General features: G+C 68.2%; 14 protein-coding genes. 11 read left to right on the top strand and 3 right to left on the bottom strand.

All coding sequences use genetic code 11. From position 1 onward, the window contains the following. Nucleotides 1-69 precede the first annotated feature (69 nt). Both MKCMC460_RS18575 and MKCMC460_RS18570 read left to right on the top strand, forming a co-directional pair. On the top strand, nt 70-1683 hold the full coding sequence (locus tag MKCMC460_RS18575) for an NAD(P)/FAD-dependent oxidoreductase (protein ID WP_236982475.1): 1614 nt from the start codon (nt 70-72) through the stop codon (nt 1681-1683). Beyond that, a complete protein-coding gene (locus MKCMC460_RS18570; protein ID WP_236982477.1) occupies nt 1680-2486 on the top strand; it encodes a mycofactocin-coupled SDR family oxidoreductase in 807 nt (268 codons plus the stop codon). The genes MKCMC460_RS18575 and MKCMC460_RS18570 overlap by 4 nt, the downstream gene beginning before the upstream one ends. Nucleotides 2487-2765: 279 nt before the next feature. Here the strand turns inward: MKCMC460_RS18570 and MKCMC460_RS18565 are convergent, their stop codons facing one another. Continuing rightward, nucleotides 2766-3626, bottom strand: coding sequence for an alpha/beta fold hydrolase (locus MKCMC460_RS18565; protein WP_370652881.1), 861 nt, complete (start codon nt 3624-3626; stop codon nt 2766-2768). Nucleotides 3627-3754: 128 nt separating this feature from the next. Between MKCMC460_RS18565 and MKCMC460_RS18560 the strand changes: the two genes are divergently transcribed. The 7 genes from MKCMC460_RS18560 (at nt 3755) to MKCMC460_RS18530 (ending at nt 10577) form a co-directional block, all read left to right on the top strand. After that, nucleotides 3755-4918, top strand: a complete 1164-nt coding sequence (locus MKCMC460_RS18560) for a cation:proton antiporter (protein ID WP_236982481.1) — start codon at nt 3755-3757, stop codon at nt 4916-4918. 124 nt (nt 4919-5042) lie between these two features. After that, a complete protein-coding gene (locus MKCMC460_RS18555) occupies nt 5043-6044 on the top strand; it encodes an NAD(P)H nitroreductase (protein ID WP_236982483.1) in 1002 nt (333 codons plus the stop codon). Between the two features lie 43 nt (nt 6045-6087). After that, nucleotides 6088-7221, top strand: a complete 1134-nt coding sequence (locus tag MKCMC460_RS18550) for a 4Fe-4S dicluster domain-containing protein (RefSeq protein ID WP_236982485.1) — start codon at nt 6088-6090, stop codon at nt 7219-7221. Next, the gene (locus MKCMC460_RS18545) at nt 7214-8068 is read left to right on the top strand and encodes an FAD/NAD(P)-binding protein (protein ID WP_236982487.1); all 855 of its coding nucleotides are present in this window, start codon (nt 7214-7216) and stop codon (nt 8066-8068) included. The genes MKCMC460_RS18550 and MKCMC460_RS18545 overlap by 8 nt, the downstream gene beginning before the upstream one ends. Continuing rightward, the gene (locus MKCMC460_RS18540; protein ID WP_236982489.1) at nt 8069-8827 is read left to right on the top strand and encodes an oxidoreductase; all 759 of its coding nucleotides are present in this window, start codon (nt 8069-8071) and stop codon (nt 8825-8827) included. Next, on the top strand, nt 8824-10110 hold the full coding sequence (locus MKCMC460_RS18535; RefSeq protein WP_236982497.1) for a Ni/Fe hydrogenase subunit alpha: 1287 nt from the start codon (nt 8824-8826) through the stop codon (nt 10108-10110). Before MKCMC460_RS18540 ends, MKCMC460_RS18535 begins: the two co-directional genes overlap by 4 nt. Further along, entirely contained in the window at nt 10107-10577 is a 471-nt protein-coding gene (locus tag MKCMC460_RS18530) for a hydrogenase maturation protease (RefSeq protein WP_236982499.1), read from the top strand. Before MKCMC460_RS18535 ends, MKCMC460_RS18530 begins: the two co-directional genes overlap by 4 nt. Here the strand turns inward: MKCMC460_RS18530 and MKCMC460_RS18525 are convergent. After that, complete coding sequence (locus tag MKCMC460_RS18525) at nt 10564-11025, bottom strand: hypothetical protein (RefSeq protein WP_236982501.1); 462 nt, start codon at nt 11023-11025, stop codon at nt 10564-10566. The two genes, MKCMC460_RS18530 and MKCMC460_RS18525, sit on opposite strands and share 14 nt — an antisense overlap. 122 nt (nt 11026-11147) lie before the next feature. After that, nucleotides 11148-11558 (bottom strand): pyridoxamine 5'-phosphate oxidase family protein, encoded by a 411-nt coding sequence (locus MKCMC460_RS18520; protein ID WP_236984007.1) that lies wholly within the window; start codon nt 11556-11558, stop codon nt 11148-11150. A gap of 290 nt (nt 11559-11848) precedes the next feature. Here MKCMC460_RS18520 and MKCMC460_RS31845 point away from each other — a divergent pair, with 290 nt between their 5' ends. Both MKCMC460_RS31845 and MKCMC460_RS18510 read left to right on the top strand, forming a co-directional pair. Next, on the top strand, nt 11849-12172 hold the full coding sequence (locus MKCMC460_RS31845; protein ID WP_370652877.1) for a hypothetical protein: 324 nt from the start codon (nt 11849-11851) through the stop codon (nt 12170-12172). A 12-nt stretch (nt 12173-12184) separates the two neighbouring features. Continuing rightward, the gene (locus MKCMC460_RS18510; protein WP_236982503.1) at nt 12185-14215 is read left to right on the top strand and encodes an erythromycin esterase family protein; all 2031 of its coding nucleotides are present in this window, start codon (nt 12185-12187) and stop codon (nt 14213-14215) included. Nucleotides 14216-14254: the final 39 nt, after the last annotated feature.

The raw sequence follows: 14254 nt of genomic DNA, 5'->3' as shown, positions 1-14254 counted from the left end.
ACCAGGATGTGTCGGCGTCCGCTGATTGGGAACGGGTCTCGGTTGCGCGCCCGCGAGGTTCTACCGTGGATGCTTGTGAACGCTGAGCAACCCCTGGACGTACTGGTCGTCGGCGCAGGCTTCGCCGGCCTGTATGCCCTGCACAAGCTGCGCGACCAAGGGCTCGCGGTGCGGGTGGTCGAGGCTGCGCCCGAGCCGGGCGGCACCTGGTACTACAACCGTTATCCCGGCGCGCGCTGCGACGTCGAGAGCGTCGACTACTGCTACTCGTTCTCCGAGGAGTTGCAGCAGGAGTGGGATTGGACCGAGAAGTACGCCACCCAGGCCGAGATCCTGCGCTACCTGAACTGGGTCGCCGACCGGCTCGACCTGCGCCGCGACATCGTTTTCAACACCCGGGTCGTCTCGGCGGTCTTCGACGAGGCGGCGCTGCGCTGGACGGTCAGCACCGACACCGGCGAGGTGTTCACCGCGCGGTTCTGTCTGATGGCGACCGGACCGCTGTCGGATGCGATGATTCCCGACTTCCCGGGACTGGACACCTTCGCCGGCGAGGTCTACCACACCGCTCACTGGCCGCACGAGCCCGTCGACTTCGCCGGCAAGCGGGTCGCGGTGATCGGCACCGGATCCTCGGGCATTCAATCGATTCCGATCATCGGCGAGCAGGCCGCGCAGCTCTACGTCTTCCAGCGCACGCCGAACTTCAGTGTGCCGGCCGGCAACAAGCCGCTGACCCCGCAGGAGTTGGCCGAGATCAAGGCCGATTACGGCGAACGGCGCCGGCTGTCGTGGCGCAGTGGCGGCGGGTCCCCCCACATCACCGCGGACCGGCCCACCATGGAGTTCAGCGCTGACGAGCGCCGCGCCGCATTCGAGAAGCGCTGGCAATTGGGCGGAGTGCTGTACTCCAAGACCTTCCCCGACCAGATGACCGACTTGGTGGCCAACGAGGAGGCGCGCCGGTTCTACGAGGAGAAGGTGCGGGCGGTGATCGACGACCCGGCCCTCGCGGACAAGTTGATCCCCAACGACCATCCGATCGGCACCAAGCGAATCTGCACCGACAGCAACTACTTTCAGACCTTCAACAAGCCCAACGTGACGCTGGTGAGTGTGCGCGATACGCCCATCGAGTCGGTCGACGCGACCGGCATCAACACCACCGAATCGCACTATGACCTCGACATGATCGTTTTTGCAACGGGTTTCGACGCGCTGACCGGCGCGCTGGCCAAGATCGACATCGTGGGACGCGACGGCCTGTCCCTGCGTGACAGCTGGGCGCACGGACCTCGCACCTACCTCGGCCTGGGTATCGACGGGTTCCCCAACCTGTTCGTCATCTCGGGTCCCGGTGCTCCGGCGGTGTTGGCGAACATGGTGTTGCACGCCGAGGCGCAGGTGAACTGGATCGCGCAGACCATCGGCTACCTGGACAGCCACGGCTACGCTGCCATCGAAGCCATCAAGGACGAGGTGGACGCCTGGGGCGCCGAATGCGCCCGACTGGCCGAGGCCACCCTGTTCACCAAGGCCGACTCCTGGTACATGGGCGCCAATGTCCCTGGAAAGCCAAGGGGTTTCATGTTGTTCGTCGGCGGATTCGCCACCTACAACCAGATCTGCGCGGAGGTGGCCGAGGCCGGCTACAAGGGATTCGAGTTGGTCAAGCAGCCGTGAGTACCGGCCTGCGCGACAAAGTCGTCCTGGTCACCGGCGCGTCCGGCGGCACCGGACGGGTGCACTGCCAGCGGTTCGCCGACGAGGGCGCCGACGTGATCGCACTGGACTTCCCGGCGGCGGCCGTCGAATTGCGGGACACCGCAACCGAAGTCGAAAACCGGGGGCGCCGCTGCGCAACCGGCCTGGCCGACGTCTCCGACCTGGCGGCGGTCACCGCCGCCGTCGACGCCGGTGTCACCGCGCTGGGACGCCTGGACGTGGTGATCGCCAACGCCGGCATCCACTCCGCGGGCGCGCCGTCCTGGGAGCTGGACCCGCAGGTGTGGCAGCGCACCCTGGACATCAATCTCACCGGGGTGTGGCACACGGTGCGCGCCGCGGTGCCGCACCTCGGCCCGGAGGGCGGATCGGTGGTTATCATCAGCTCCACCAACGGGATTCGCGGCACCGCCAACTCCGCCCACTACACCGCGAGCAAGCACGCTGTGGTGGGCCTGGCCCGCGCGCTGGCCAACGAGCTCGGCCCCCGCAACGTCAGGGTCAACACCGTGCACCCCGGGGCGGTCGCCACCCCGATGGTGCTCAACGAGAAGACGTTCCGGCGGCTGCGGCCGGACCTGGACAACCCGACCGAAGCCGACGCCGCCGAAGTGCTCAAGGCGCGCAACCTGTTGCCGGTGCCCTGGGTGCAGCCGGTCGACATCGCCAACGCGGCGATCTTCCTGGCCTCCGAGCAGGGGCGCTACATCACCGGCACCAAACTCGTCGTCGACGCCGGCCTCACCCAGAAGACGTCGTGACCGCGCTCTAACCCGCGCCGCGGTTGCCGAACGTCACGCTGGCGCAACGCGCGGCGGCGGCAGCTGCGCTGGCGTGACGCTGGGGGCATTGCGGGCGGGGTGTAGGGCAGGCCGCGGTTGCCGAACGTCACGCTGGCGCAACGCGCGGCGGCGGCAGCTGCGCTGGCGTGACGCTCGGGCATTGCGGGCGGGGTGTAGGGCAGGCCGCGGTTGCCGAACGTCACGCTGGCGCAACGCGCGGTGGCGGCAGCTGCGCTGGCGTGACGCTGGGGGCCCCGGTCATGTCCGCGAGAGGAATGCCAGCACGGTGCTCTCGAACGCCGCTTTGGCCTCGATCATCGCCCAGTGCCCGCAGTTGGGGAACACGTGCAGTTCCGCGTTCGGGATGGTGCGCATCGGTATCAGCGCCATGTCGAGCGGGCTCACCCGGTCGTCGCGGCCCCAGGTCAGCAGCGTCGGTGCGGCCACCTTGTGCATAACCGCCCACGGCATCGGCCGGTCGGTGGCGCTCATCGCCGTCATCATCGCCGAATACGCAGCCTTGCCGTACATTCGGCGCGCGGCAGCCAGCGTCTGCGGGTCGGTGGCCAGCTGCCAGCGTTCCTCGATGAGTTCGTCGGTGACCAGCGCCTGGTCGTACACCATTGACTTGAGCCAGTCGACCAACCGCTGCCGGGTCGGGTCCTCGGTGAACTCCTGCAGCAGTCGGATGCCTTCGCTGGGCCCGGGGCTGAAGGTGTTGGTGCCGATGCCGCCGATCGTCACCAACCGGTCGATGCGATCGGGATAGCGGATCGCGAAGTTGATGCCGACCCCGCCGCCCATCGAGTTGCCGACGATGTGTACCCGGTGCACGCCCAGCGCGTCCAGGAACGGCGCCACCACGCCTTGGGCGGTGAGCATCGGGTGGCCACCGAAGTCGTCGGTGACACCGAAGCCGGGGAATTCCAAGATCAGGCAACGGAAGCGCTCGGCGAAGACGGGCAGCACGCCGCGGAAATTTCGCCAGCCGGTGACGCCGGGACCCGAGCCGTGCAGGAACAACAGGGTCGCCGCCCGGTCGGCGGCAGTGTCGTAGTAGCGCAGCGTGCCGGCCGGCGTGCTGATCTCGCGCAGGTCTGATGCAGAGGTGTCGGACACGTCAGCCACCCTGTCATGACGGCCCGCATCGATGACAGCGACGTTCCGGTGACTGGGCCGCGCGCTATTACAGTCGACGTGACGTGGAACGGAGAATCGGGATGACACCGTGCTGACGGGGCGCTGACGTGCCGGAATTCGGCTTCGACACACTGGCATTGCTGACCGCGGTCGGCTTCGCCGGCCCGTTGCTCGCATCGGTACCGCGGCTGCGCATTCCGGCCGTCATCGGGGAGTTGCTCGCCGGGCTGGTGGTCGGCAAAACCGGCTTCGACGTGGTCGACATGACCAATCCGACGCTGAAGCTGCTGGCCGACATCGGGTTCGCGCTGATCATGTTCGTGGTGGGCACTCACGTCCCGGTCCGCGACAGCGCGGTGCGCACGGCGCTGCCGATGGCGCTGGCAAGGGCGGTTGCGGCCGGTGTCCTGGCGGCCGGCGTCGGGGTCGCCCTGGCGGCTGCGTTCGGAACCGGCCACGGCGCCGTCTATGCCGTGCTGATCGCCTCGTCATCGGCCGCGGTCGCGCTGCCGGTGCTCGATTCGCTGCGGTTGCAAGGTCCGCAGGTGCTCTCGGTCACCGCCCAGATCGCCATCGCCGATACCGCATGTATCGTGCTGCTGCCCTTGGTGATCGACGTCAAACGCGCACCGGTGGCAGCGCTGGGCGCGCTCGCGATCGCCGGATGCGCACTGGCACTTTTCCTCGCATTGCGGGCAGCCGACCGCAGGGGCTGGCTCAAGCGGGTTCGGAAGTACTCCGGCAGGCAGCGTTTAGCGCTGGAGCTGCGCACCAATTTGCTGTTGTTGTTCGCGCTGGCGACGTTGGCACTGCAGACTCAGGTGTCGATCATGCTGGCGGGGTTCGCGCTCGGACTGGCGATCGCCGCCGTCGGGGAGCCGCGGCGGTTGGCCCGGCAGCTGTTCGGTATCACCGAAGGTTTCTTCGGCCCGCTGTTCTTCGTCTGGCTGGGCGCCTCGCTGCAGGTCCGGGACCTGGCTGCCTACCCCGAATTCGTCCTGCTCGGCGCGGGGCTCGGACTGGGTGCCGTGCTGGTGCACGCCGTAGGGCGACTGTTCGGGCAACCCTTGACGCTGGCCGTGTGCTCCTCCGCCCAGTTGGGCGTACCGGTGGCGGCGGCCACCATCGGCACCCAGCAACACCTGCTGCGCGCCGGCGAGCCGTCGGCAATGATGTTCGGCGCCCTGCTCACCATTGCCGCCACCTCGATCGCGGGTTCGGTGGCCGCCCGACGTCTCGGTCCCGAATCGCCGGGGTTGGCGCCGGAATAGCGGGTCGCGCACCGAGCAATGGCACAAAGTCCTCACTGCAGGGGACACCGTGCTCTCGTGCCGCGGCCTGCGCAGCGCCATCTTGGAGGTAAGCAGCACGACGGCACGAATGAGGGCACCTCCGATGAACGCACATTTTCCCGACCGCGGCACCGCCGAGACCGTACTGCGGCTGGCGTCGCGGGCGCCGTCGGTCCACAACACCCAACCGTGGCGCTGGCGGGTAGGGGAGACGAGCCTGCACCTGTACTCCGACGCGACCCTGCAGCTTGCCCACACCGACCCCGAGGGCCGAGACCTGATCCTGAGCTGTGGCGCGGCGCTCAACCACTGCATCATCGGTTTGGCCGCGACCGGATGGCAGGCCAAGGTGGTCCGGCTGCCCAATCCGCACGACCCCAGCCACCTCGCCGCCATCGAGGTGGTTCCGCACCCGGCCGGCCAGCTCGACATCATGCTGGCCGCGGCGATACCGCGGCGGCGAACCGACCGCCGCTACTACAGCTTCTGGCCGGTGGCGGGTGGCGACATCGCCCTGATGGCCGCCCGCGCCGCGCGCGCCGGGGTGGCCCTGCGCCGGGTGGACGCCACCGACAAGCTGAACAGGATTGTGGCCGAATCGGTCTGGAACCACGCCGCCGATCCGGACTACCTGGCCGAACTCTCCGCGTGGAGCGGTCGGCACGCGTCCGCCGACGGTATACCGGCGCACAGCACTCCGGCGCCGGACCTGAGCGCGGCGATGCCCAACCGGCTGTTCGCCCGTCCCGAATTGCGGATGCCTTCCGGCGCCACACCGGACGTGGAGAACGCTGCGGTGCTGGCGCTGGGCACCATGACCGACGACAAGTTGGCCTGGCTGCGGACCGGCGAGGCCACCAGCGTCGTGTTGCTCACCGCGACCGCGTTGGGCCTGTCCAGCTGCCCCATCACCGAGCCACTGGAGATCGCCGAGACCCGGGAAGCGGTGCGCACAGACGTCTTCGGCGCCAACGGCTACCCGCAGATGCTGCTGCGAGTGGGCTGGGCGCCCATCGACGCCGATCCATTGCCGTCGACGCCGCGTCGTGAACTCGAGGACTTCGTCGAGTGGAGTGCCGAGCAACAACAAGCTGTCGGCCAATAGCCGGCGGTTTACAGCGCAACCCCGCGCGGGCAATGATATGTCGATGACCGGGCGGGCCGAAGACTGCGCGTTGCTGGATGTGGGCGGGCTGCACGAACTGGTCGAGTCGCTGATCGAACGCGGTTACCGGGTGGTCGGCCCGACGTTGCGGGACAACGCGATTGTGCTCGCCGAACTCGATTCCGCGGCCGATCTCCCGCGCGGCTGGGGCGTGGACGTGGGCCCGGGGCACTACCGGGTCCGGCGCCGCGACGACGAGGCGGTATTCGGGCATTCGGCCGGAGCGCAGTCGTGGAAGCAGTTCCTGCACCCGCCGCGGTTGCGGCTGTGGGCCGGAACCCGGGACGGGACAGTCCAATCCGAGCCAGAACCGCCGCGTTACGCGCTGCTCGGCGTGCATGGTTGCGACCTGGCCGCTATCGCGACCCTGGACCGCGTGCTCGGCAATGCCGACTATCCCGACGGCTCCTATGTCGGCCGCCGCCGAAACCTGTTCGTCGTGGCGGTGAACTGCACCGAGCCCGGTGGGCTGTGCTTCTGTGCGTCGATGGGTACCGGCCCTGCCGTCGGACCCGGCTACGATCTCGCGCTCACCGAGCTCCTCGACGACGGTGCCGCACCCAGCTATCTGGTCGACGTGGGATCCCCCGAAGGCGCCGAGGTGCTGGCCGGCCTACCGCAGCGCGAACCAACCCGGAGCGAAATCGATTGCGCCCGTGGTGAAGTCGACGCCGCCGCGCAACACATGGGCCGCCGGATGCCCGAGACCGACCTGCGTAACCTGCTGATCGACGCACGCGAGTCGCCGCAGTGGGAGGACGTGGCCGGGCGCTGCCTGACCTGCGGCAACTGCACCATGGTGTGCCCGACCTGTTTCTGCACCAGCACCGAGGACGTCAGCGACCTCACCGGCGAGCACGCCGAGCGGTGGCGAAACTGGGCTTCCTGCTTCGAATTCGACTTCACCTACGTCCACGGCGGCGGCAGCGTCCGGCAGTCCGGGGCGTCGCGCTACCGGCACTGGATCACCCACAAACTGGGCACCTGGCACGACCAGTTCGGCATGTCCGGCTGCGTCGGCTGCGGCCGCTGCATCGCCTGGTGTCCCACCGGCATCGACATCACCGAGGAGATGAACAAGATGGCCGGAACGCCGGAGCGGACCGGCGATGACTGAAGCGACCCGCGTGCTGCCTGCGCTGCATTCGATGGCGCCCGTTCCCTACCGGGTACGCAGTCGCGTTGTGGAGAGCCCGGATTCGGCGACCCTGTGCCTCGAGCCGGTCGGTGAGGCGCTGCGCTCGCCCGAGCCGGGCGAGTTCATGATGCTCTACGCCTTCGGCGTCGGCGAGGTCGCGATCTCGGTCTCCGGTGACCCGACCGTCACCGACGGTTCCATCACCCACACCGTGCGATCGGTCGGTGCGGTCAGTCGCGCGCTGCACGACGCCCAGCCGGGCAGTGTCATCGGCGTCCGCGGGCCATTCGGGACCACCTGGGGTTTGGCCGAGGCCGTCGGGCGGGATCTGGTGATGGTCGCCGGCGGCGTGGGGCTGTGCCCGTTGCGTCCGGCGATCCTGCAGGCGGTGGCGTTGCGGGCCCGCTATGGAACGCTGACGCTGGTGGTGGGCGCCCGCTCGAAGTCCGACTTCGTGTTCGCCGACCAACTCAAGAGGTGGGCCAACGACCCGCAGATCGATTTGCACCTGATCGTCGACGCCGCCACGCAGGGCTGGACCGGTGAGGTCGGGCTGGTCACCGCGCCGCTGCGGCGCTTGACGCTGGACCCGGGCTGCACCACCGCGTTCCTCTGCGGACCGGAAGCCATGCTGCATTTCGGCGCCGAGGAATTGATCGCCAAAGGTGTTGCCGCGCAAGATATCAAGGTTTCGCTGGAACGGAATATGCAGTGCGGCATCGGTTTATGCGGGCACTGCCAACTGGGTCCGCTGCTGCTGTGCCGCGACGGACCCGTGGTGAGCTACGACGTCGCCGGCCCGTTGCTGCGGGTGAAGGAGCTGTAGATGAGCCCACCCAAACTGGCCGTGTGGAAGTTCGCCTCGTGCGACGGTTGTCAGCTGACGCTGCTGGATTGCGAGGACGAGTTGCTCACCCTGGCCGGTCAGGTCACGATCGCCAACTTCGCGGAGGCATCCAGCGCGACCGTCGACGGCCCGTACGACGTGTCGCTGGTCGAAGGTTCGGTCACCACGCCGCACGACGAGCAACGGATCCGTGACATCCGCAAGCAGTCTCGGGTATTGGTCACCATCGGTGCGTGTGCGACGGCCGGGGGAGTGCAAGCACTGCGCAACTTCGCCGACGTCACCGAATTCACCTCGGTGGTGTACGCCCGACCCGACTACATCCAGACCCTGGCGACCTCCACGCCCGCCTCCGCGCACGTCGAGGTCGACTACCAGCTGCACGGCTGCCCGATCGACCGCGGACAGCTGCTCGACACCCTGGCCGCGTTGCTGATCGGCCGCAAACCGCGGCTGCCGGCCAAGACGGTGTGCACCGAATGCAAGATGCGTGGCGTCACCTGCCTGGTCGTCGCCGACGGCACGCCGTGCCTGGGGCCCGTCACCCACGCCGGCTGCGGTGCGCTGTGCCCCAAGCATCATCGCGGCTGCTTCGGCTGTTTCGGCCCGTCGGCGGCGCCACAGACCGCGACGCTGATTCCGTTGTTGCGCCGCGACGGCATGTCCGACGGCGACGTCGAACGGGTGTTCTCGACGTTCAACGTGACCAGTTTCGCCGCCGAACGGCAGCCGCGGTGAGCACCCGCACCCTCAGTGTCGGCACCCTGGCGCGAGTGGAAGGCGAAGGGGCGCTGCATGTCACGGTGAGAGACGGCGTGCTGGAAAGGGTGGAGCTCAACATCTACGAGCCGCCGCGGTTCTTCGAAGCCTTTCTGCGCGGCCGCGCCTACACCGAACCGCCCGACCTGACCGCACGGATTTGCGGAATCTGTCCGGTCGCTTACCAATTCAGCGCGTGCAACGCGATCGAAGACGCCTGCGGGGCGACCCTGGACGACGAGCTCGTCGCGCTGCGCCGGTTGTTGTACTGCGGCGAGTGGATGCACAGTCACGTGCTGCACATCTACCTGCTGAACGCCCCGGACTTCCTGGGCTGCCCCGACATCATCGCCATGTCGCGAAATCATGGCGCCGCGGTGCAGCGGGGCCTGTCGCTGAAGAAGGCCGGCAACGCGCTGATGGAGTTCGTCGGCGGACGCGCGATACACCCCATCAACGTGCGCGTCGGCGGCTTCTACTCGGTGCCGACCAAAGCCGAACTCGCACCGATGGCCGAACGGCTGCGCCGCGCCCTGGACGAAGCGCTGGAAACGGTGGAGTGGGTGTCGGGCTTCGAGTTTCCCGAATTCGAGATGGACCACGAGTTCCTGGCGTTGAGCACCCCGGGGCGCTACCCGATCGAGAACGGCACCATCGTGCGCAGCGCCGGCCCGTCCTTCCCGGTGGCCGATTTCACCGAGCGGGTACGCGAGCACCAGGTGCCGCACTCCTCGGCACTGCAGGCGACGCTGGACGGCGGGCGTCACCTCACCGGGCCGCTGGCCCGCTATTCGCTGAACTCCGCGGCGCTGTCACCGATCGCGGCGCAGGCCGCCGCCCGCGCCGGGCTGGGCGTGCAATGCCGAAACCCGTTCCGCAGCATCGTCGTTCGATCCGTCGAGGTGGTCTACGCGATCGAGGAAGCATTGCGCATCATCGACGAATACCAACGCCCATCCCGCCCGTACGTGGACGTCGAAGCCCGGCCCGGGGTGGGGCACGGCGTCAGTGAGGCGCCCCGCGGTCTGCTCTACCACCGGTACCGAATCGACGCTGAGGGACTGATTTCCGCGGCGACCATCGTCCCGCCCACCTCACAGAATCAGGGTGCGATCGAAGCCGACCTGGCCCGCGTCGTCTCGACCAATCTGGATATCGACGACGCGGCACTGACCCTGTTGTGCGAGAGGGTGATTCGTAACTACGACCCGTGCATCTCGTGTGCCACCCACTTCTTGACCCTCACCGTGGACGGCCGGTGACCGCGGACACCGTCGTCGTCGGACTGGGCAACCGGTTCCGGCGCGACGACGCCGTCGGCATCCTTGCCGCCGAAGCGATCGGCGAGCTGACACTGCCCGGCGTCCGGGTGATCACCGACATCTGCGATCCGATGAGCCTGTTGGAGGCGTGGTCCGGTGCGCGCCGGGCCGTGCTGATCGACGCCGCCGTCACTGCGGCGACTCGGCCGGGCCGGGTCCGCTGCTGCGCGGTGACGGATGTGGCCGCGGCCGGTGGGCTGAGTTCGCATGCCGTCGACGTCGCCGGCACATACGCCCTCGGAATGGCGCTGGGCCGGGTGCCCGATTCGGTGGTGGCGGTGACGGTCGAGGTGGCCGACACCGGGCACGGCACGGAGCTGACCCCAGCGGTCGCGGGCGCGGTGCCGCTAATGGTCAATCTGGCTGTGCGCGAGATCAATCGGCGATCGTCGGCTACGCAGCGCTAGGCAGATCCCGACTGGTTGCGTCGGACCTGACCGGCTGAGCCGGCGCAGGCCGCCAGCCGACGTAGGTCAGATACGCCCCCGCCGCGGCCACCAAGATGCTCGCGCTCATCCATGCCGAACTCATACCGATCGTGGCGTCGGCGGCTTTCATGAAAACGCCGGGGAAGGCCACCAGCAGCAGCCCGCGCGCCGTGAGCATCCACCCCAGCGCGGACACGGTGGCGGCCGGCGCGCCCCGCCAATAGGGGTGCAGGGCCACAATTACGATGCCGATCAGCAGCACGATGGTGCCGCTCATCCAGGCCCAGGCCGGGTTGGACTCGAACCCGTCGAGCAGTGCGCGCATCTCCGATCCGCGTGCCACGGTCGCGGTACCCAGGATTGCGAGGAACGGACCCAGGACGCGTGCGAACGCGTACGTTCTGGGCTGGACGTGTGTGGTGTTCATGGTGGTACCTCCGGCGACCGAGACCTTTCGTCCGGTACCTTCATTCGAGCACTGGACCCGGTTGCGCGCGAGGGACGGAAGTCCCAACTTTCAGCGTCGTGCCCCAACCTTGCCGATCTCGCTCACTGCGAGGTGAACCGGAACCGCCGGCCGGTGACCAGTTCGGGAAGCACCCGCACGTAGTGCGTTTTCGTCGCCGCGGTCCACGACAGCAGCTGCGCCCGCTCGGCCTCCTCGAGATCCTGTTCGTCGCGCACCGAGCGCGCGACGCCCTTGACGATCACGCTCCATCCCTCGGCGAGCGAGTAGTCGTCGGCCTCGAACACAACATGGTTGTTGATCGCCGTGCTGATCAGCTTGGTGCCCTCGGCGGTGCGGAAGAGCACGGTTCGGCGCTGGACGGCGAAGTTGACCGGGAAGATCTCGGGCCGGGCGTCGACACTGGTGACCAGCCGCCCGATCGGGACACTGCCCAGCAGGTCCCAGCATTCGTGCTCTGAGAGGATCGTGACTCCCTCGCCGGACACCGGCATCGATCCGCCCCCTTCGAGTCGTGGTGCGTCGTCACCGACGACGGTAGTCCGCGTGGCGGCCACCGGCGCAAGTGCGTCAGGCATCGGGCACCTGTGACGAAGGACTCTATTGCCGGATGACAGTGTGCTGCAGCCTGGAGTTCGATGGGCGTTGATCGGCATTGGTGGCCGGCAGCAGAGAGTTGGGTATTTGCCATGTTCCGAGCGGTGCCCACCGGAGGGCCGAGGTGCGGCCGATCGCTCGACTGGTGTCGCGCGGATGCGCAATGCTGCCAGAACAAAGCGGTTCCATGCAGCTGACTGACGCCGACGTCGATGCGCTGGCCTGCAGATTCCTGAACTCGCCCTATGCCGATCAGGCCGTGTACTCGAGCTGGTCACTGGACCGGCGTCTCGAGGGGTTCCTGCGTCGTAGGGATTTGACGAGGATCGCCGAGGACGGGGACGCGTTCCGGCTCATCCTGGAACGCGTCATGTCCTACATCGGTTTGGGATATCAGTCGACGGCGGCCGGGGCCGAGGACGCCGACGAAGGGCAGGGACTTCCGTCCCTTGCAGTGGTCAACCGGGACCGGTCGAATAGACATCGGCCCAAAAGTGACTTCGAAATCTAGAGAGTGCAGATCATGACCAGTGCAGCGTCGGCCTCCCCGAGGCGTGTTTTCCGTGACCGGCGTGAGGCCGGCAAGGTGCTGGCCGGGTTGTTGAGCGCCTACCGCGACCGCCCCGACGTACTCGTACTCGGCTTGGCCCGCGGCGGCGTGCCCGTCGCGTGGGAGGTGGCCGCGGGCTTGCGCGTTCCGCTGGACGCGTTCATCGTCCGAAAGCTGGGCGCACCTGGGCACGAGGAGTTCGCTCTGGGAGCGCTGGCTAGCGGCGGCCGGGTCGTCATCAACGACGACATCGTGCGCGGCCTGCGGGTCACCCCGCAGCAGCTGCGTGACGTCGCCGAACGTGAGGGCCGCGAGTTGGCTCGCCGCGAAGCGGCCTACCGGGATGGCCGCCCGCCGGTGGAGGTGGCGGGCAAGACCGTGCTGCTCGTCGACGACGGATTAGCCACCGGTGCAAGCATGTTCGCGGCGGTGCAGGCATTGCGGGAGGCCGAGCCGGCCGAGTTGGTGATCGCGGTGCCGGCCGCCCCGGAATCGACCTGCCGGGAGTTCGCCGCCTTGGTCGACGACGTGGTGTGCGCGTCGATGCCCACCCCGTTCATGGCGGTGGGGGAGTCGTATTGGGACTTCAGCCAGGTCAGCGACGAGGAGGTGCGCCGACTGCTGGCTACCCCCACGACCGGCATCCCGGTGATCAGGCCCGCGACGCCGACACCCGCGGAGGTGCTCAACGTCGCGGCGATCAACGCGCCGCAGGGCATTCCGCCGCGTGAGGTGCTGGAGGAGATCATCGGGGACGCGCGGGTGGTGCTGATCGGGGAGAGCTCGCACGGCACCCACGAGTTCTACGAGGCGCGCGCCGAGATCACCAAGTGGCTGATCGAGGAGAAGGGGTTCAGCGGGGTCGCGGCCGAGGCGGACTGGCCGGATGCCTACCGGGTGAATCGCTACGTTCGCGGCCTGGGTGAGGACGCCAACGCGGAGGAGGCGCTGCGCGGGTTCGAGCGCTTCCCGGCTTGGATGTGGCGCAACACCGTGGTTCGCGACTTCGCCGAGTGGTTGCGCGGACACAACACGCGGCACGCGGCCGCAGGCGGCCACCAAGCCGGTTTCTACGGGCTGGATCTGTACAGCCTGCATCGGTCGATGGCCGAAGTGGTCAGCTACCTCGAGAAGGTCGACCCGGTCGCGGCCGCGCGGGCCCGTAACCGCTACGCCTGCTTCGACCACAACTCCGCCGACGACGGCCAGGCCTATGGCTTCGCGGCGGCCTTCGGTGCCGGCCCCAGGTGTGAGCAGGAAGCGATCGATCAACTGGTTGAGTTGCAGCGCAACGCGTTCGCCTATCTGCGCACCGACGGACAGCTCGCCGAGGACGAACTGTTCTATGCCCAGCAGAACGCGCAAACTGTGCGCAACGCCGAGGAGTACTACCGGGCGATGTTCAGCGGACGGGTCACCTCCTGGAACCTGCGCGATCAGCACATGGCGCAAACCCTCGAGGCGCTGCTGACGCACCTGGACCGGCGCAGTGACTCGCCCGCCCGAATCGTGGTGTGGGCGCACAACTCTCACGTCGGCGATGCGACGGCCACCGAAGTTTGGGCCGACGGGCAGCTCACGCTCGGGCAGCTGGTGCGTCAGCGCTACGGCGAGCAGGCGCGGTTGATCGGGTTGAGCACCTACTCGGGTACCGTGACCGCCGCCAGCGAGTGGGGTGGCATCGCCGAGCGGAAGGTGGTCCGGCCGGCACTGGCGGGCAGCGTCGAAGAGATGTTCCACGAGACCGGGCGGGAGGCGTTCCTGGTGTCCGCGCTCGTCGACCAACGGGCCGGGGCGCCGCTGGCCGACGTGCGGCTGGGGCGCGCCATCGGAGTGATCTACCAACCGGCCACCGAACGGCAGAGCCACTATTTCCACGTGCGCCCGCTCGGGCAGTTCGACGCGATGATCCATATCGACCACACCCGCGCGCTGGAACCCCTCGAGCGCACCAGCCGGTGGATCGCGGGCGAGACACCAGAAACCTATCCGAGCGGTCTGTAGCCGCGTTCCCGCCGGTAGACCAACGCCGAGTAACTTCAC

The sequence above is a fragment of the Mycobacterium sp. 20KCMC460 genome (assembly GCF_022179425.1).
GTDB lineage: Bacteria > Actinomycetota > Actinomycetes > Mycobacteriales > Mycobacteriaceae > Mycobacterium > Mycobacterium kiyosense.
Note: the sequence above shows the minus strand (reverse complement) of the source record. Positions and strands in the feature narration are given on the sequence as shown.